Genomic DNA, 16,785 nt, shown 5'->3' on the forward strand with positions numbered 1-16,785 from the left:
CTCGGCAGGAGGACCATGAGCACCACCCCCGGCTTCGATCCGCGCGCCTACAACGCCCGCCCCTACTCCGGCGGCGACCCCTACGCCGACTACCGGCCCACCGACCTCGACCTCGGCGGCCTGGTGGACCTCGCGGACCGCAGGCTCGGGGGCGCCGTGGTCGCCGCCAACGACGAGTTCTTCGCCCACCGCGAGAACATGCTGCGGCCCGAACCCGCCGAGTTCGACCCCCACGCCTTCGGGCACAAGGGCAAGGTCATGGACGGCTGGGAGACCCGGCGCCGCCGCGGCCCGGCCGCCGACAGCCCCCACCCCTCGGCCGACGACCACGACTGGGCGCTGGTCCGCCTGGCCCTGCCCGGCGTGGTCCGCGGCGTGGTCGTGGACACCGCGCACTTCCGCGGCAACCACCCCACCGAGGTGAGCGTGGAGGCCGCCCACGTGGAGGGCACCCCCACCACCGACGAGCTGCTCAAGGCCGAGTGGACCGAGCTGGTGGCGCGCACCCCCGTGTACGGACACGCCGCCAACGGGTTCGAGGTGGCCGACGGGCACCGCTGGACCCACCTGCGGGTCAAGCAGTTCCCCGACGGCGGCATCGCCCGCCTGCGCGTGTACGGCGAGCCGGTCGCCGATCCTGTCTGGCTGGCCGCCCTGGGCTCCTTCGACCTGGTCGCGCTGCTCAACGGCGGCGCGGTGGAGGACGCCTCGGACCGGTTCTACTCCTCCCCCGAGAACATCATCGCGCCGGGCCGCTCCCAGAAGATGGACGACGGCTGGGAGAACCGGCGGCGCCGCGACGACGGCCACGACTGGGTGCGCTTCCGGCTCGCCGCCCAGGGCGAGATCCGCGCCCTGGTCCTGGACACCTCCTACCTCAAGGGCAACTCCGCCGGGTGGGTGACGGTGCTGGGCCGCGACGCGGAGGGGGACGACCCCGAGGCGTGGTTCGAGATCCTGGGCCGCACCCGGCTGGAGCCGGACGGCATCCACCGGTTCGTGCTCCCGGCGCCGGTGACCGCCACGCACGTGCGGACCGACGTCTTCCCCGACGGCGGCCTCGCCCGCCTGCACGTGTACGGATCCCTGACCGAGGCCGGGACCGCCGGCCTGGAGCGCCGGTGGGCACGGACCCGCGCCTGACCGAGAGCCGGGGGCCGGTGTTCGGCGGTCGGCCGCCGGCCCCCTCCCCTCCGCCGGTACGGGGAGAGGACGGAGGGCGGCGCACCCGCACGGGTGCGCCGCCCTCCCCCGTCGTCTCAGGAGCGCTCGATCATCCGCCCCGCCGTGGAGTCCCCGGTGACCTCGGCCCCGCGCAGCAGGGTGCGCCGGACCCGGCCGGTGAGCACCGCGCCGTCGTAGGCGCTGACCGGGTTGCGGTGGGCCAGCTCCCGGGCGTCCACCCGCACCTCCTCCTCCGGGGCGAAGAACACCAGGTCGGCGTCGGTCCCGGCGGCGATCGCGCCCTTGCCGGACACCCCGGCCACCCGGGCGGGGGCGGCCGACATCCAGGCCACCACCTCGGCCAGCGGGACACCGCGCCGCCTCGCCTCGGTCCACATCGCGGGCAGCCCCACCTGGAGACCGGAGATCCCGCCCCAGGCGGTGCCGAAGTCACCGGTGTCCAGGTCCTTGAGGTCGGGGGTGCTCGGCGAGTGGTCGCTGACCACGCAGTCGATCAGGCCCTCGCGCAGCGCCCGCCACAGCAGGTCGCGGTTGCCCTCCCCGCGGATCGGGGGGCAGCACTTGTACCCGGTGGCACCGGCCGGGACGGCCTCCGCGGCCAGGGTCAGGTAGTGCGGGCAGGTCTCCACCGTGAGGCGGACGCCCTCCTCCCGGGCCCGCGCGATGAGCGGCAGCGCCGCGGCGCTGGACAGGTGCAGGATGTGCGCCCGCACGCCGGTGCGCCGGGCCGTCTCGATCACCAGGGAGATCGCCCGGGTCTCGGCGTCGTCGGGCCGCGAGGCCAGGAAGGCGGCGTAGTCGCGCCCGGCGGCCACCGGGGCCGCGGCCAGCACGTCGGGGTCCTCGGCGTGCACGATGAGCAGCCCGTCGAACGCGGCGATCGCCTCGGCGGCGGTGGCCAGCTCGGTGGCGGACAGGTGCCCGAACTCGTCGACCCCCGAGGGCGACAGGAACGACTTGAACCCGAAGACCCCGCGCTCCCACAGCGCGGTCAGCTCCCCCGTCCCGCCGGGACGGCTGTTCTCCGGCACCGCGCCGCCCCAGAAGCCGACGTCCACCGCCAGGACGCCGTCGGCGGCCGCCCGCTTGGCGTCCAGCCCGGCGACGGTGGTCGTGGGCGGGACGCTGTTGAGGGGCATGTCCACCAGGGTGGTCACCCCGCCCAGGACGGCGGCCCGGGTGGCGGAGGCGAAGCCCTCCCACTCGGTGCGGCCGGGTTCGTTGACGTGCACGTGGCTGTCCACCAGCCCGGGCAGCAGCACCTCGTCGGCGGCGGCGCGCAGCTCGCGCGCCCCGGTCAGCGGCGCGTCCGCGCCGTCCAGCACCTCGACCACCGTTCCGTCGCGCACCCCGAGGGTCACCGGGCGCTCCCCCCGCGGGGTGAGGGCCCGCTCGGCGCGGACGACCAGATCGAGACGGTCCATCTCCTACCTTTCCTTCACGGGGACGCCCGGACCCCCGAGGGGGTCCGGGCGTCCCGACAACGGCCGCACGGGGCGGCCCGGTCCGGCGCCCGTTCCGTGCCGGGGCGCCGGACCCGGTCAGCCCACCCGGCGGGTGGCCAGGGCCAGGAGGGTGTCGGCGTCGGTGCCGGTCGCCTCGGCGACCTCCCCGCCGTCCAGGGCTCCGCAGCGCAGCCCCTGGGCCAGCACCGAGGCCAGCGCCTGGGCGGTGGCGGGCTCGTCGGCAACGTTGCCGCCCTCCACCGACCCCAGGTAGGCGCGCAGCCGCGCCGCGGCCGGCGCGAACGCCTCACGGTAGAACACGAATCCGGCCAGGTGGCGGATCGGCAGCTGGCGGGGGTGCAGGTCCCAGCCCTGGTAGAAGCCGCGCTCCAGGGAGCGGGACACCAGGCCGGCGTGCAGCCGCCAGGCGGCGTGCACCTCCTCGGCGGTGCCGACCGGCAGGATGTTGCTGCCGCCGTCGGAGAGCCACACGCCGGTCCCGGCGGCGGCCACCTGCATGACGGACTTGGCGTGGTCGGCCACCGGGTGGGCCAGGCTCTGGTGGGCGGCGGTGATCCCGCAGGCGGCGCTGTAGTCGTAGGTGCCGTAGTGCAGGGCGGTGACCCGGCCCGCCCCGGCGGCGATCATCCGGGGAACGGCGACGGTGCCGTCGGCGAGCAGGATCGACTGGGGGGTCTCGATCTGCAGCTCGAAGCCCAGCCGCCCCTCCTCCAGGCCGTAGCGCCGCTCCAGCCGACCGGCCAGCCAGGCCATCGCCTCCACCTGCTCGACGGAGGTGATCTTGGGCAGGGTGAGGACCAGGCCCTCGGGCAGGGAGCCGTGCGCCTCCAGGAGGGTGCGCAGGAAGAGGTCGAGGGTGCGCACACCGCGGTGGCGGCCGGCGGCCTCCATGCCCTTCATCCGGATGCCGAAGTAGGGGGTGGCCTCCCCCTTGGCCAGGTCCGCGGCGAACGCCTCGGCCACGGCGCGGGTGTGGGCGTCCTCCGCCTCGTCGCCGGGGGCGCCGTAGCCGTCCTCGAAGTCGGCGCGCAGGTCCTCGACGGGCTCGGAGGCGAGCTTGGCGCGCACGCGGGGCAGGGCGTCGGCGACGGCCGCCTCGTCCAGGCCGGTGATCCGGGCCAGGTCGGCGGGTTCGGGGGCGTACTCGTCGAGCGAGGCCAGCGCCTGCGCACCCCAGTCGGCGGCCAGGCCCGGGCCGACGCGGTCGGCGGGCACGTAAACGCTGTGCACCGGCTGCCGGGCGCCGCGCGCACCCGGGTACTCCCGGCCCAGGCGGGCGTCCGCGTCGGCGAGCCGGGAGTCGAGTCCGGCGACCAGATCAGCAAGGTCCCGGGGGGTGTCCTTGGCCACGTCCGATGTCCTCCTCCGTGGTCGGCGCGTCTTTGCGAGGCACGCGCAAATTCCTATATGCGGATACTAACTTCTACTATCCGGAAGAACAAGGGTTCAGGGCGGCCCAGACCACGGGTCCCGGGAGTTCCCTCGGAAAGCAAGAGCGAAAACCCTCTTTCGTATTGCAAAATAAGGAGGGTGACCGCAGCGGCCCACAGCAGGGGAGCACCAGCCTTGGCAGCCTCACAGACATCCGGCGCGGACCTGGCCCGCCCCGACGACCCGGTCCGGCGCACCGGCGGGGTCCAGTCCCTCGACCGCGCGTTCGCGCTGCTGGAGATCATGGCGGACGCCGGCGGGGAGACCTCCCTCAGCCAGCTCGCCGACGCCTCCGGCCTCCCCCTGCCCACCATCCACCGGATCATCCGCACCCTGGTCGGCAACGGGTACGTGCGCCAGCTCCCCTCCCGCCGCTACGCCCTGGGCCCCCGCCTCATCGGCCTGGGCGACAAGGCCGCCAAGATGCTCGGCACCTGGGCCCGCCCCCACCTGGCCCAGCTCGTGGAGGAGCTCGGCGAGACCGCCAACCTCGCCATGCTCGACGGCGACAAGGCCATCTACGTCGCCCAGGTGCCCTCGCCGCACGCCATGCGCATGTTCACCGAGGTCGGCCGCCGCGTCCTGCCCCACTCCTCCGGGGTCGGCAAGGCACTGCTCTCCCAGCTCGGCGACGAGGAGGCGCTGGCCACCGTCCGCCGCACCGGGATGCCCGCCGCCACCAACCGCACCATCACCGACCCCGAACGGTTCATCGCCGAACTCCACACCATCCGCCACAACGGCTACGCCATCGACGACGGGGAGCAGGAGATCGGCGTACGCTGCGTCGCCGTCCCCGTCACCGGGGCCCCCTCCGGGATGGCCGTGTCCATCTCCGGCCCCGAGGCCCGGGTGAGCTGGGACTTCGTCAACCGCGCCGCCCCCATCGTCCAGCAGTGCGCGGCCACCCTGGCCGGGGACCTCAACAACCAGAACCCCCGGGACTGAGCCCTCCCGGCCCCGCGCCCGGGCGCGGGGCCGGGACGCGAACGGGCCCCGGAGCCGTCGCTCCGGGGCCCGTTCGCGCACGCCCTGCTACGTCGGCTGGTCGAAGCCCAGCTTGCGCAGCTGCTTGGGGTCGCGCTGCCAGTCCTTGGCCACCCGCACCCGCAGGTCCAGGAACACCCGCTGCCCGAGCAGGCCCTCGATCTGCTTGCGGGCCCGCGAACCCACGTCGCGCAGGCGGGAGCCCTTGGTGCCGATCACGATCGCCTTCTGGCTGGGGCGCTCCACGTACAGCGAGGCGTAGATGTCCACCAGCTCCTTGCCGGGCCTGGTGTTCTCCCGCTCCCCCATCTCGTCGACGACCACCGCGATCGAGTGCGGCAGCTCGTCGCGCACGCCCTCCAGGGCGGCCTCGCGGATCAGCTCCGCGACCAGCATCTCGTCCGGCTCGTCGGTGAGGTCGCCGTCCGGGTACAGCGGCGGCCCCTCCGGCAGGTGCGAGCACAGCACGTCGGTGACGGTCTCCAGCTGGTAGGAGGCCTGCGCCGACACCGGGACGATGTCCGCCCACTCCCCCAGCCGGTCCACCGCCATCAGCTGCTCGCCCACCTGCGCCCTGTCGGCCAGGTCGGTCTTGGTCACCAGCGCGACCACCGGGGTGTTCGTCTGCTCGGCCAGCTCCCTGGCGATGTAGGTGTCACCGCGCCCGATCGGCTCGTTCGCGGGCAGGCAGAACGCGATGACGTCCACCTCGACCAGCGTGGACCGCACCAGCGAGTCCAACCGCTCCCCCAACAGGGTGCGCGGCTTGTGCAGTCCGGGCGTGTCCACGATGATCAGCTGCGCGTCGGGCCGGTGCACGATCCCGCGCACCGTGCGCCGCGTGGTCTGCGGCCGGTTGCTCGTGATCGCCACCTTCTGGCCGACCAGGGCGTTCATCAGGGTGGACTTGCCCACGTTCGGGCGGCCGACGAAGCACGCGAAACCGCTGCGGAAGCCCTCCGGGTAGGAGGGCATCGTCAGCGGCACCCGCAGCTTCTCCAGGTCGAGGTCGTTCATATGTCCTTCTTCAGCGGCGGATGATGCCCGCCGGCACCCCGTCGGGGGCGGCGATCACCACCGTCGCGGTCTTGAGGTCGTCCAGCACGGCGCGGTCGGCCCCGTCGAGCTCCGGCTCCGCGGTGACCACCACCGCGGCCTCCAGCGCGGTCGCCTCACCGGAGACCGCCGCGGCCACGGCCGCCTGGAGCGCGCTGAGCTTCAGCGAGGGCAGCGACACCGTGGTCGCCACGTAGGTACGGCCGGTCTCGTCGCGCACCGCGGCGCCCTCGGGCGCGGCGTTGCGGGCCCGCGAGGCGCGCGCGAGGGTGACGAGCTTGGTGTCCTCGGCGCCCAGGGTCGTGTCGCTCACTGTTCCGTGCTCCTTGTGTTCTTGTTCCCGTCCCGCTCGTCCTCACCCTGTTCTCCGGGAAGGCGTTCCACGAGGACGGTCGTCATCCGGTTGCGGCGGCTGCTCTTCCCCTCCAGGGTGAGCCTGAGCCCAGCGTATTGCGCCTGGGCCCCGCCCGCCGGGACCCGCCCCAGCACGAACGCCACCAGGCCGCCGACCGTCTCGACGTCGTCGACGTCCAGGTCCTCGTCGGGGAACAGCTCGGCCAGCTCGCCCAGCGGCAGCCGCGCCGTCACCCGGACCCGGTCCTCGTCCAGCCACTGCACCGGGGGGATCTCGTGGTCGTACTCGTCGGTGATCTCGCCGACGATCTCCTCCACGATGTCCTCCAGCGTGACCAGCCCGGCGGTGCCGCCGTACTCGTCGATGGCCACCGCGACGTGGTTGCGCTGCTTCTGCATCTCGCGCAGCAGCTCGTCGATGGGCTTGGTGTCGGGCACGTAGGTGGCCGGGCGCATGACGTCGCCCGCGGTCAGCGGCACCTCCCCGCCGGGGTTGCCCGCCGCCGCGGCCCAGCGGTCGCGCAGCCGGTCCACCAGGTCCTTGAGGTAGACGATGCCGACCACGTCGTCCTCGTCCTCCCCGGTGACGGGGATGCGCGAGTACCCGCTGGCCAGCGCCAGGGTGAGCACGGCGTCGGCGTCGGCCTCCCGCGAGGTGAACACGATGTCGGGGCGGGGCACCATGACCTCGCGCACCGACGTGTCGTCGAGCTTGAACACCGAATGGATCATCTGGCGCTCCTCGGGGTCGATGACCTCCCCCTGCTCGGCCAGGTCCACCAGCTGGCGCAGCTCCACCTCGGTGCTGAACGGCCCCTCCCGGTCGCCCTTGCCGCGCGGGGTGAGCGCCCGCCCGGCGCCCACCAGCAGCTGCGCCAGCGGGCCCACCACGACCTGGACCGGGTACACGATCGCCACGGAGGCGCGGGCCAGCTGCCCGGAGAACTGGCGGCCCAGGATGCGCGGGGTGACGGCGATCAGCACCGACTCCACCACGACCATCGCCACCGCCGTCAGGACCAGCGCGGGCCAGCCCAGTCCCAGCAGGAAGACCATGCCGACCGCGGCGGCGATGACCGCGCACACCTCGCAGACCACGCGCAGGAACAGCAGCACGTTCAGGTGGCGGGTGGGGTCGGCGGCCACCTTCTCCCAGCCCCGGCCGGTGCCCTCGGGCAGGCCCACGGACGCCACCCGGGTGACGGCGACCTCGGCGGCCACCAGGAACCCGGCCACGGCGGTGAGCGCCAGGGCGACGGCGAACGACGTGATCCATTCGACGGGGTCGCCGGTGGTCAGGGCGGCGACATCGGGCCACACCGACGGTCTCATCAGGCGGTCTCGTCCCCCTCCGCGGCCCGCTGGGCCTCGCTCTCCCGCCAGGAGGCGAGGATCTCACCCTGGAGGCCGAACATCTCCTTGTGCTCGTCCGGCTCGGCGTGGTCGTAGCCCAGCAGGTGCAGGATGCCGTGCGTGCACAGCAGGTCGATCTCCGCCTCGGTGCTGTGCCCGGCCTTCTCGGCCTGGCGCTCGGCCACCTGCGGGCAGATGATCACGTCACCGAGGACGCCGGGCTCGCTGGTGCGGCCGGGGCCGCCGGGGCGCAGTTCGTCCATGGGGAACGACAGCACGTCCGTCGGTCCGGGCTCGTCCATCCAGCGCACGTGCAGGTCGGCCATCGGGCCCTCGTCGACCAGGACCACGGACAGCTCGGCCAGCGGGTGCACCCGCATGGCGTCCAGCACGTACCGGGCGAGCCGGGAGAGCCGCTCCTCGTCCACGGTGGTGACGCCGGACTCGTTGGCGACGTCGATACTCATCGGTTGCGGATGCCTCACTTGATCGTTGCGGTCGGGCGCCGCAGGGCGGGCACCCCTAGGGCAGCGGAAGCGGTGAGCGCGCACGCGGCGCGCCCACCGGCTCCCTTGCCACCCCTTAGTCTGCCCGCTGTCGTGGGTGGGCGCTCCCGGTCCCGGCCTCGCCCGGGGTGTCGGGGGCCTCACGGCGGGGCGACAGGCCCCGCCCCCGGCCGCCGCGGCGGTCGCCCTGACCGCCCCCGGCGCCGTTCTGCCGGTCGGCGTCGTAGCGCCCGTAGGCGTCGACGATCTGCCCCACCAGCTTGTGCCGGACCACGTCCTCGCTGCTCAGCTTGCAGAACGCGATGTCGTCGATATCACGCAGGATCGTCTCGATGGTGCGCAGCCCGCTGGCCTGCCCGCTGGGCAGGTCCACCTGGGTGACGTCGCCGGTCACCACGATCTTGGACCCGAACCCCAGCCGCGTCAGGAACATCTTCATCTGCTCGGGCGAGGTGTTCTGCGCCTCGTCCAGGATGATGAAGGAGTCATTAAGGGTTCTACCCCTCATATACGCCAGGGGGGCGACCTCGATGGTGCCGGCGGCCATCAGCTTGGGGATGGAGTCCGGGTCGAGCATGTCGTGCAGGGCGTCGTAGAGCGGCCGCAGGTAGGGGTCGATCTTGTCGTAGAGGGTGCCGGGCAGGAAGCCCAGGCGCTCGCCGGCCTCGACCGCGGGGCGGGTGAGGATGATCCGGTTGACCTCTTTGTCCTGTAGCGCCTTGACCGCCTTGGCCATGGCCAGGTACGTCTTGCCGGTACCCGCCGGGCCGATCCCGAAGACGACCGTGTGCCGGTCGATGGTGTCGACGTAGCGCTTCTGGTTGACCGTCTTGGGGCGGATGGTCTTGCCGCGGTTGGACAGGATGTTGGTGGTGAGGACGTCCGCCGGGCGCTCGGTCCCCGGCGAGCGCAGCATGTGGACCATGCGCTCGATGGTGTCCGGGGTGACGTGGGTGCCGCTCTTGGCCAGCTCGATGAGCTCTTCGATCAGGCGGACGACGACGGCGGTCTCCTCCGGGGAGCCGCTGATGGTGAACTCGTTGCCGCGGACGTGGATGTCGCTCTCGAAGGCCCGCTCCAAGGCTCTGAGGAGCTCGTCCCCCGAGCCGAGCAGGTTGATCATCGTGTGCTCGTCGGGCACCACGACCTTGACCTGGGCGTCCCGTCGCGGATGCGTGTGCGTTGTCTCGGCCATGGTGTGGCCTTGCGGCCGCTGTCCCTGCCCTTCGGGGTCGGGCGTCCCGACGGCGGGTGGGGCGCCTCATGTGACGGTCCGGGCCGCTTGCGCTGCGGCGCCGGCGGGGCCCCGGGCCGGGGGTCGGCGAACCCCCTCAGCCTCCTCAGGCCCACGGCCACGAGTCTAGCAAGGCACCCCGCACCCGCTCGATCGGTTATTCGCGGGTCACCCCGGGGGCCAGTTGAGGCCGCGCCCGCCCAGGAGGTGCCCGTGGAGGTGGAAGACGGTCTGCCCCGCGCCGCTGCCGGTGTTGAACACCAGCCGGTAGCCGCTCTCGGCGACGCCCTCGTCCTCGGCGACCGCGCGGGCCTCCCTCACGATCGCGTCCAGCAGCCCGGTGTCGGCCTCGGCCGCGGCCCCGGCGTCGGCGTAGTGCTCGCGCGGAATGACCAGGACGTGGGTGGGCGCCTGGGGGTTGATGTCGCGGAACGCGATGGTCCGCTCCCCCTCCCGGACGATCTCGGCGGGCACCTCCCCCCGCACGATCTTGCAGAACAGGCAGTCGGCCTGTGTGGTCATCGGCAACCTCCGTCGCATCGGGTCGGCACCATGATGCCGCAGGCCGGGCCCGGGGGCCGCACGCGTCCGTTCCACCCGGAAAGGGACGGTTCCCACCGCGGTCCGCCGGAAGCGCGATAGGCTTCCCTCCCGTGCGCGTCGGCGGCTCGAGCACCGTCCATCTCGGCCACGCTCGGGCGTGTTCGGGTTGAATCGCGCTCCTACCTGGAAAAGAAGAGGTATGCCCTTTCGTAAACCCCGCGACAAGGGTGTGCGTCGAACTGATGTGACGACAGAAACCATGGTGGCCGGAGCCACCACGGCGCCCCTGGCCGTGGAGTGGGACGCGGACCATGCCGTGACGGAGCTCTACCGGGAGCACTACCGTCCGCTCGTCCGTCTCGCCGCCCTGCTGGTCCGGGACCACGCGACGGCCGAAGAGGTCGTGCAGGACTCGTTCGTGGCCATGCACGGCGCGTGGCGGCGCCTGCGCGACCCCAACAAGGCCCTGTCCTATCTCCGCCAGGCGGTGGTGAACAAGGCCCGGTCCGTGCTGCGTCACCGTGCGGTCGTGGAGAAGCACGCTCCCAAGGCCCTGCCCGACGCCCCCAGCGCCGAACACGGCGCACTGAACCTGCTGGAGCGCGAGGCCGTGATCCGTGCCCTGCGCAAACTTCCCACCCGTCAGCGAGAGGCCATCGTGCTCCGGTACTACGGCGACCTGTCCGAGGCTCAGATCGCGGACGCCATGGGGATCAGCCGGGGTGCGGTGAAGAGCCACACATCCCGTGGCATCTCCGCGCTCCGCTCTGTTCTGGAGCAGACGACATGAGCAGCCCTACAGATCCCGCGAACGACGACTTCGAGGCCCTACTGCGGCAGGCGCTGAAGGCGGAGGCCGACACCGTCGCGCACTCGCCCGAGGCCCTGAACCTCATCCGCGAGCGGACCGCCGCCCGCCGCGGCGGCGCCTGGTTCGGGCTCCCGTGGCTGCGCCCGGCGCTGGCCGTGGCCGGTGCCGTGCTCATCGCAGCCTCGGTGGCCATGTCCACGCCCCAGGTGCGCGAGCAGGTGCTGGAGATGGTGCCCGCGGGCGCCGACAGGTTCGGCACCCCGCCGGAGCAGGACGGCGGCGGGGTGGCCGCGCCCACCCTGGAGGAGGAGGCCCCCGCGCCGGAGCCGCAGACCTCCGCGCCGGAGCCCTCCCCCGAGCCCTCGACCGAGCCGAGCGCGCCCGCCGAGGGCGGGGAGGACGGCGACGGCCCCACCGCGACCTCGACCTGCCCGTCGGTCCCCCCGACCGCGTCGGCCGACGACAAGGAGGAGGACGCGGACGGGCAGAAGGACGAGGAGTGCGCCCCCTCCGAGGAGCCCTCCCCCGGCGGCGGCACCGGTGAGCCGGGTGGCGGCACCGGCGGTGAGGAGCCCGGCGGCACCGGCGGTGGTTCCGGCGGCGACACCGGTGGCGGCACCGGCGGTACCGGCGGCGGCTCCACCGGCACCGAGGGGACCGAGCAGCAGTCCTCGTCGGGTGCCTCCGCCACGGAGTAGCGCGTGGACGTGGAGAAGGGGCCTCCCGGGTCTGATCCCGGGAGGCCCCCTTCTTCTGTTCTTCTGTGTGCGGCCGGCTCGGCGGCGGCCGGGTCCCGCGGGCTACCAGCGCCCGGTGCGGGCCTGGAGCACGGAGAGCGCGGCCACCCCCGCCGTGGAGGTGCGCAGGACGGTGGGGCCCAGCAGGGCGCGCACGGCGCCCGCGGCGTCGAAGGCGTCCAGTTCGGCGTCGGAGAAGCCGCCCTCGGGGCCCACCACCAGGACCACGCCCACCCCGTCGCCGTCGGCGGGGACCGGCACCTGCGACAGCCGCAGGCCGGCGTCCTCGTGCAGGACCACGCCCAGGTCGGCGGCGGCCAGCAGCTCGGCGACGGCGGTCCGGTCGGCGGGCTCGGCCACCTCGGGCAGCCGGGCCCGGCGGGCCTGTTTGGCGGCCTCGCGGGCGGTGGCCCGCCACTTGGCCAGTGACTTGGCGGCCCGGTCGCCCTTCCAGCGGGTGATGCTGCGCTCGGCCGACCAGGGGACGATCGCGTCGACCCCGGCCTCGGTCATCGTCTCCACGGCGGTCTCGCCGCGGTCGCCCTTGGCCAGGGCCTGCACCACGGTCAGCCGCGGGCGCGGAGCGGGTTCCCGGATCCGCTCCAGGACCCGGCAGACGATGTGGTCCCTGCCGGTGTCGACGACCGTGCAGCGCAGCCGCAGTCCCAGCCCGTCGGACAGGTCGACGGCCTCACCGGCCCGCAGGCGCCGCACCGCGGCGGCGTGGTGCCCTTCCGGGCCGGTGAGGGTGACGGTGTCGGCCGCCAGCTCGGCCGTGTCGGCGAGGAAGACCGGCGGCGTCACTTGGCGCCGAAGGCGTCGCGGAGCTTGGCGAACAGGCCGCCGTGGCCGGGGCTGAACCGGCCCGGGGCGCGGTCCTCGCCGCGCAGCTCGGCGAGCTTGCGCAGCAGCCCCTCCTGCTCCTCGTCGAGCTTGCCCGGGGTCTCCACGTCGACGCGGATGCGCAGGTCGCCCCGGCCGCCGCCGTCGAGGTGGGTGACGCCCTTGTTGGGCAGGGTGATGACGTGGCCGGAGTTGGTGCCCGGGCGCAGGTCGATGTTCTCGGTGCCGTCGAGGGTCTCGAAGGCGAAGGAGGCGCCCAGCGCGGCCGCCGTCATGGGGACGGTGACCGTGCAGTGCAGGTCGTCGCCGCGCCGCTCGAAGGTGGGGTGCGGCCGCTGGACGATCTCCAGGATGATGTCGCCGCGCGGGCCGCCGTTGGGGCCGACCTCTCCCTCGCCGGCGAGCTGGATGCGGGTGCCGTCGTCGACGCCCGCGGGGATCTTGACGGTGCGGGTGACCTTCTCGCGCACCCGGCCCTCGCCCGCGCAGTCGGGGCAGGGGTCGGGGATGACCGAGCCCTGGCCGCCGCACTGGGGGCAGGGGCGGGAGGTCATGACCTGCCCGAGGAAGGAGCGGGTGACCTGGGAGACCTCGCCCTGGCCGTGGCACATGTCACAGGTGGTGCGGTGGGTGCCGGCGGCCGTCCCCTCGCCCTGGCAGGTGGCGCACAGGATGGCGGTGGGGAAGGTGATCTCCTTGGTGACGCCGAACGCGGTCTCGGCCAGGTCCAGCTCGACGCGGATCTTGATGCTGCGCCCGCGCCGGACGCGCTCGCGGGGGCCGCGTCCGCCCGCCTGGCCGCCGCCGAAGAAGGCGTTCATGATGTCGTCGAACGGGAACCCGGCGGCGCCGCCGAAGCCGCCCGCGCCGCCCCCGCCCGGGGCGAAGGGGTCCTGGCCCATGTCGAACATCCGGCGCTTGTTCTCGTCGGAGAGGACCTCGTAGGCCTGGGTCACCTCCTTGAAGCGCTCCTGGGTGGCGGGGTCCGGGTTGATGTCCGGGTGCAGCTCGCGCGCGAGCCTGCGGTACGCCTTCTTGATCTCGTCCTTGGAAGCGTCGCGACGCACACCGAGGACCTGGTAATAGTCTCTGGCCACTGAGTTACTGTCCTGCCAAAATCTGTCCGACATACCGAGCAACGGCGCGTACCGCCCCCATCGTCCCGGGGTAGTCCATCCGGGTGGGTCCCACGACACCGATCTTGGCGAGCGACTGGTTTCCCACACCGTAGTCGGCCGACACGACCGAGGTGGACCGCAGCCCCTCGTGGAAGTTCTCCGCGCCGATGCGCACCGTGAGCATCGACGGGTCCTTCGCCTCACCCAGCAAACGGATGAGGACCATGTTCTCTTCCAACGCCTCCAGGACGTCCCTCAGGCTGGCGGCGAAATCGACGGCCGCGAGGTTGGCCGTGCCCGCGAGGACCAGCTTCTCCTCGTGGCGTTCGACCAGGCTCTCCAGCAGTACGGACAGGACGGACGCCGCCATGGCGCGGTTCTCCTCGGGTACCTGCTGTGGCAGGTCCTCGACCGCGCCGGGGACCTCCGCGAGGTGCAGGCCGGCGGTGGCCCGGATGAGCATGCCGCGCAGGTCGGCGACCGCGTCGGCGTCGACCTCCCCCAGGCCGTCGATGACGCGCTGCTCGACCCGGCCGGTGTCGGTGATGACCACCAGCATGAGCCGCTGGCCCGCGAGGGGCACCAGCTCGACGTGCTGGACGGAGGAGCGGGTCAGCGACGGGTACTGGACGATCGCCACCTGGCGGGTGAGCTGCGCGAGCAGCCGGACCGTGCGGGCGACGATCTCGTCGAGGTCGACGGCGCCGTTGAGGAACGACTCGATGGCGCGGCGCTCCGCGGCCGAGAGGGGCTTGACCGAGGACAGGCGGTCGACGAAGAGCCGGTACCCCTTGTCCGTGGGCACGCGCCCGGCACTGGTGTGGGGCTGGGTGATGTACCCGTCCTCCTCCAGCGCGACCATGTCGTTGCGGATGGTGGCCGGGGAGACCCCGAGCCGATGGCGGTCGGCGAGGGCCTTGGACCCCACCGGTTCGTTGGTGCTGACGAAGTCCTCGACGACGGCACGCAGGACCGCGAGCTTGCGCTCATCCAGCAACTCGCCACCTCCTGGCACTCGATGGTCCTCAGTGCTAATTCTATGCCCGGACGCAAACCCCGGCCGCTCCGCGGGCGGGGGCGGCGCCGGCGCGGCGCCTTCCCCGCCGGCGGGGGGCGCCGTCTGTAGACTGCACCACCGTGGCTACCAAGGGAACCGGCCGGTACGGCCGCGATGTGCTGGCCTCGGCGCGCAACCGCCCTGAGCGGAGGGTCCGCGAGGTCCCGCTCGACCGCGACCTCGTGGTGGAGGACGCCGGGGAGGCGTTCTGCGGCGCGGTGGTCGGCTGGGACAAGGCGACCGTGACCCTGGAGGACCGGCACGGGCGGCGCCGGGTGTTCGCACTGGAACCGGCCGCCTTCCTGGTGGACGGCGAGCCGGTGACCCTGGTGCGGCCGTCCGCTGCTCCGCGGGGGCCGCTGCGCAGCGCCTCCGGTTCGGTCGCCGTCCAGGGCCTGAGGGCGCGCACGGCCCGGGAGGGCCGGATCTACGTCGAGGGCGCCCACGACGCGGAGCTGGTCGAGAAGGTGTGGGGGCACGACCTGCGCGTGGAGGGGGTGGCCGTCGAGTTCCTGGAGGGGGTCGACGACCTGCCCGCGATCGTGGCGGAGTTCACCCCCGGCCCGGGGCGGCGCCTGGGGGTCCTGGTGGACCACCTGGTGCCGGGGTCGAAGGAGTCGCGGATCGCCGAGCGGGTGCGGGGCGGGGACGTCCTGGTGGCGGGCCACCCCTACGTCGACGTGTGGCAGGCCGTGCGGCCGGCCGCGCTGGGCATCCGCGCCTGGCCCGAGGTGCCCAGGGGGGTCCCCTGGAAGGAGGGGGTCCTGGAGGCGCTGGGCTGGCGGATGAGCACGGGTGAGGCGTGGCGCCGGATCCTGGGTTCGGTGCGAACCTATGCTGACCTGGAACCGGCCCTGTCGGGTCGGGTGGAGGAACTCATCGATTTCGTCACCGGCCCGCACGGACCGTGACCCCCCTTGCGCCTAGGATTCAGACCGGACACGAGGCCGGTTTCTGCCTCCGGTCGTCGGTACGGCCCGGTAGACACGAGATAGCGCCCCTCACCAGCGGAGCCGAGGAAGAGCATGAGCGAGACCCCGACGAATCCCCCGTCCCCGGAGGACCCGAACCAGGGCCCGCCCTCCGGCGAGCAGCCGCAGGCGCCGTCCCCCTACTCCCCGGAGTACGGTGAGCAGCGGGGGCACGAGCAGTACGGCGCACAGCAGCCGTCCGGCGGGTACCCCGCCCACGGCCCCTCGGGCGCGCAGCCGGGGTACGGGCAGTACGGGCAGTACGGGCAGCCCTCCGGCGGACAGCCCGGCCACGGGCAGTACGGCGGGCAGCCCTCGGGAGAGCAGCCGGGGTACGCACAGCCCTCCGGTTCCCAGCCGGGGTACGGGCAGTACGGGCAGCCCTCCGGCGAGCAGCCGGGGTACGCACAGCCCTCCGGCTCCCAGCCCGGATACGGGCAGTACGGCCAGCCCTCGGGCGGACAGCCCGGCCACGGGCAGTACGGCGGACAGCCGCAGCCGCAGTACGAACAGCCCCAGGCGCAGCCCCCGCAGGCACAGCAGCCGCAGTACGGACAGGGCCAGCCCGGCTTCGCCCCGGCGCCCGGCGCCCCGCACTACGGCCCGCCGCAGCCCCAGGCCCAGCCGCCCTACGGGGACCAGGGCCCGTACGGCGGGTCCCCGCAGCAGCCGCAGCCCCAGGGACAGCCGCAGTACGGTGTACCGCAGGGGCAGCCGCAGTACGGGCAGCCGCAACCCGGGGCCGGTGCCTCCGGCGCCCCGGCCCAGAGCGGCGACAACGACGTCCTGATGGCGATGCTCGCCCACCTGTCCGGCTTCATCATCGCCTGCCTGGGCTGGATCCCCCCGCTGGCGATCTACTTCGCCAGGCGGAACACCTCGCCGTACGTGCGCCACCACGCCTCCGAGGCGGCGAACTTCCAGATCACGCTGCTCATCCCGTACATCTTCGCCGGGGTGGTCTTCATCGGTCTGGGTATCTTCTTCCCGAACCTGTCGTGGATCGGTTCCCTGCTGATCGCCCTGATCTGGATCGTTTCGATCGTGTTCGGCGTCCTAGGAGCCAACGGAGCCAACAAGGGGGCGTGGTACCGCTACCCGTTCAGCATCCGTCTGCTCAAGTGACCGACCGC

At 73.3% G+C, this 16,785-nt stretch carries 17 protein-coding genes; 6 read left to right on the forward strand and 11 right to left on the reverse strand.

Annotation, left to right across the window (positions count from 1 at the left end; all coding sequences use genetic code 11):
- The first annotated feature begins 15 nt into the window (after positions 1-15).
- A complete protein-coding gene (alc, locus tag ACFVNO_RS18025) occupies positions 16-1,143 on the forward strand; it encodes an allantoicase (RefSeq protein WP_355259810.1) in 1,128 nt (375 codons plus the stop codon).
- Between the two features lie 116 nt (positions 1,144-1,259).
- On the opposite strand, the gene allB is transcribed toward alc, so the two are convergent.
- Positions 1,260-2,609: an allantoinase AllB gene (allB, locus tag ACFVNO_RS18030; RefSeq protein WP_378893861.1), complete on the reverse strand. Its 1,350-nt coding sequence runs from the start codon at positions 2,607-2,609 to the stop codon at positions 1,260-1,262.
- A gap of 117 nt (positions 2,610-2,726) precedes the next feature.
- Complete coding sequence (locus ACFVNO_RS18035) at positions 2,727-4,001, reverse strand: DUF6986 family protein (protein ID WP_220562637.1); 1,275 nt, start codon at positions 3,999-4,001, stop codon at positions 2,727-2,729.
- A gap of 246 nt (positions 4,002-4,247) precedes the next feature.
- Between ACFVNO_RS18035 and ACFVNO_RS18040 the strand changes: the two genes are divergently transcribed.
- Entirely contained in the window at positions 4,248-5,030 is a 783-nt protein-coding gene (locus ACFVNO_RS18040) for an IclR family transcriptional regulator (protein WP_260697241.1), read from the forward strand.
- Between the two features lie 87 nt (positions 5,031-5,117).
- On the opposite strand, the gene era is transcribed toward ACFVNO_RS18040, so the two are convergent.
- From era to ACFVNO_RS18070, 6 genes are all read right to left on the reverse strand, one after another.
- The gene (gene era, locus ACFVNO_RS18045; RefSeq protein WP_355259804.1) at positions 5,118-6,086 is read right to left on the reverse strand and encodes a GTPase Era; all 969 of its coding nucleotides are present in this window, start codon (positions 6,084-6,086) and stop codon (positions 5,118-5,120) included.
- 10 nt (positions 6,087-6,096) lie between these two features.
- Entirely contained in the window at positions 6,097-6,438 is a 342-nt protein-coding gene (locus ACFVNO_RS18050) for a cytidine deaminase (protein ID WP_220562639.1), read from the reverse strand.
- On the reverse strand, positions 6,435-7,811 hold the full coding sequence (locus ACFVNO_RS18055; protein WP_220562640.1) for a hemolysin family protein: 1,377 nt from the start codon (positions 7,809-7,811) through the stop codon (positions 6,435-6,437). Before ACFVNO_RS18055 ends, ACFVNO_RS18050 begins: the two co-directional genes overlap by 4 nt.
- Positions 7,811-8,299: an rRNA maturation RNase YbeY gene (ybeY, locus tag ACFVNO_RS18060; protein ID WP_355259798.1), complete on the reverse strand. Its 489-nt coding sequence runs from the start codon at positions 8,297-8,299 to the stop codon at positions 7,811-7,813. The genes ACFVNO_RS18055 and ybeY overlap by 1 nt, the downstream gene beginning before the upstream one ends.
- Before the next feature lie 115 nt (positions 8,300-8,414).
- Positions 8,415-9,533: a PhoH family protein gene (locus ACFVNO_RS18065; protein WP_355259795.1), complete on the reverse strand. Its 1,119-nt coding sequence runs from the start codon at positions 9,531-9,533 to the stop codon at positions 8,415-8,417.
- Positions 9,534-9,740: 207 nt separating this feature from the next.
- Complete coding sequence (locus tag ACFVNO_RS18070) at positions 9,741-10,094, reverse strand: histidine triad nucleotide-binding protein (RefSeq protein ID WP_355259792.1); 354 nt, start codon at positions 10,092-10,094, stop codon at positions 9,741-9,743.
- Between the two features lie 280 nt (positions 10,095-10,374).
- Between ACFVNO_RS18070 and ACFVNO_RS18075 the strand changes: the two genes are divergently transcribed.
- Positions 10,375-10,905 (forward strand): SigE family RNA polymerase sigma factor, encoded by a 531-nt coding sequence (locus ACFVNO_RS18075; protein WP_220565283.1) that lies wholly within the window; start codon positions 10,375-10,377, stop codon positions 10,903-10,905.
- On the forward strand, positions 10,902-11,624 hold the full coding sequence (locus ACFVNO_RS18080) for a hypothetical protein (RefSeq protein WP_378893869.1): 723 nt from the start codon (positions 10,902-10,904) through the stop codon (positions 11,622-11,624). Before ACFVNO_RS18075 ends, ACFVNO_RS18080 begins: the two co-directional genes overlap by 4 nt.
- A gap of 102 nt (positions 11,625-11,726) precedes the next feature.
- On the opposite strand, the gene ACFVNO_RS18085 is transcribed toward ACFVNO_RS18080, so the two are convergent.
- Genes ACFVNO_RS18085 through hrcA form a run of 3 tightly spaced genes read right to left on the reverse strand, consistent with a single transcriptional unit; the run spans position 11,727 to position 14,621 of the window.
- On the reverse strand, positions 11,727-12,467 hold the full coding sequence (locus ACFVNO_RS18085; RefSeq protein WP_378893872.1) for a 16S rRNA (uracil(1498)-N(3))-methyltransferase: 741 nt from the start codon (positions 12,465-12,467) through the stop codon (positions 11,727-11,729).
- Complete coding sequence (gene dnaJ / locus ACFVNO_RS18090; protein ID WP_220562646.1) at positions 12,464-13,603, reverse strand: molecular chaperone DnaJ; 1,140 nt, start codon at positions 13,601-13,603, stop codon at positions 12,464-12,466. The genes ACFVNO_RS18085 and dnaJ overlap by 4 nt, the downstream gene beginning before the upstream one ends.
- 4 nt (positions 13,604-13,607) lie before the next feature.
- Positions 13,608-14,621: a heat-inducible transcriptional repressor HrcA gene (gene hrcA, locus ACFVNO_RS18095; RefSeq protein WP_220562647.1), complete on the reverse strand. Its 1,014-nt coding sequence runs from the start codon at positions 14,619-14,621 to the stop codon at positions 13,608-13,610.
- Positions 14,622-14,761: 140 nt separating this feature from the next.
- Here hrcA and ACFVNO_RS18100 point away from each other — a divergent pair, with 140 nt between their 5' ends.
- Positions 14,762-15,592, forward strand: a complete 831-nt coding sequence (locus tag ACFVNO_RS18100) for a DUF3097 domain-containing protein (RefSeq protein WP_355259783.1) — start codon at positions 14,762-14,764, stop codon at positions 15,590-15,592.
- 855 nt (positions 15,593-16,447) lie between these two features.
- The gene (locus ACFVNO_RS18105; RefSeq protein ID WP_220565284.1) at positions 16,448-16,777 is read left to right on the forward strand and encodes a DUF4870 domain-containing protein; all 330 of its coding nucleotides are present in this window, start codon (positions 16,448-16,450) and stop codon (positions 16,775-16,777) included.
- Positions 16,778-16,785: the final 8 nt, after the last annotated feature.

This window comes from Nocardiopsis sp. NPDC057823, assembly GCF_042797335.1.
GTDB lineage: Bacteria > Actinomycetota > Actinomycetes > Streptosporangiales > Streptosporangiaceae > Nocardiopsis > Nocardiopsis changdeensis.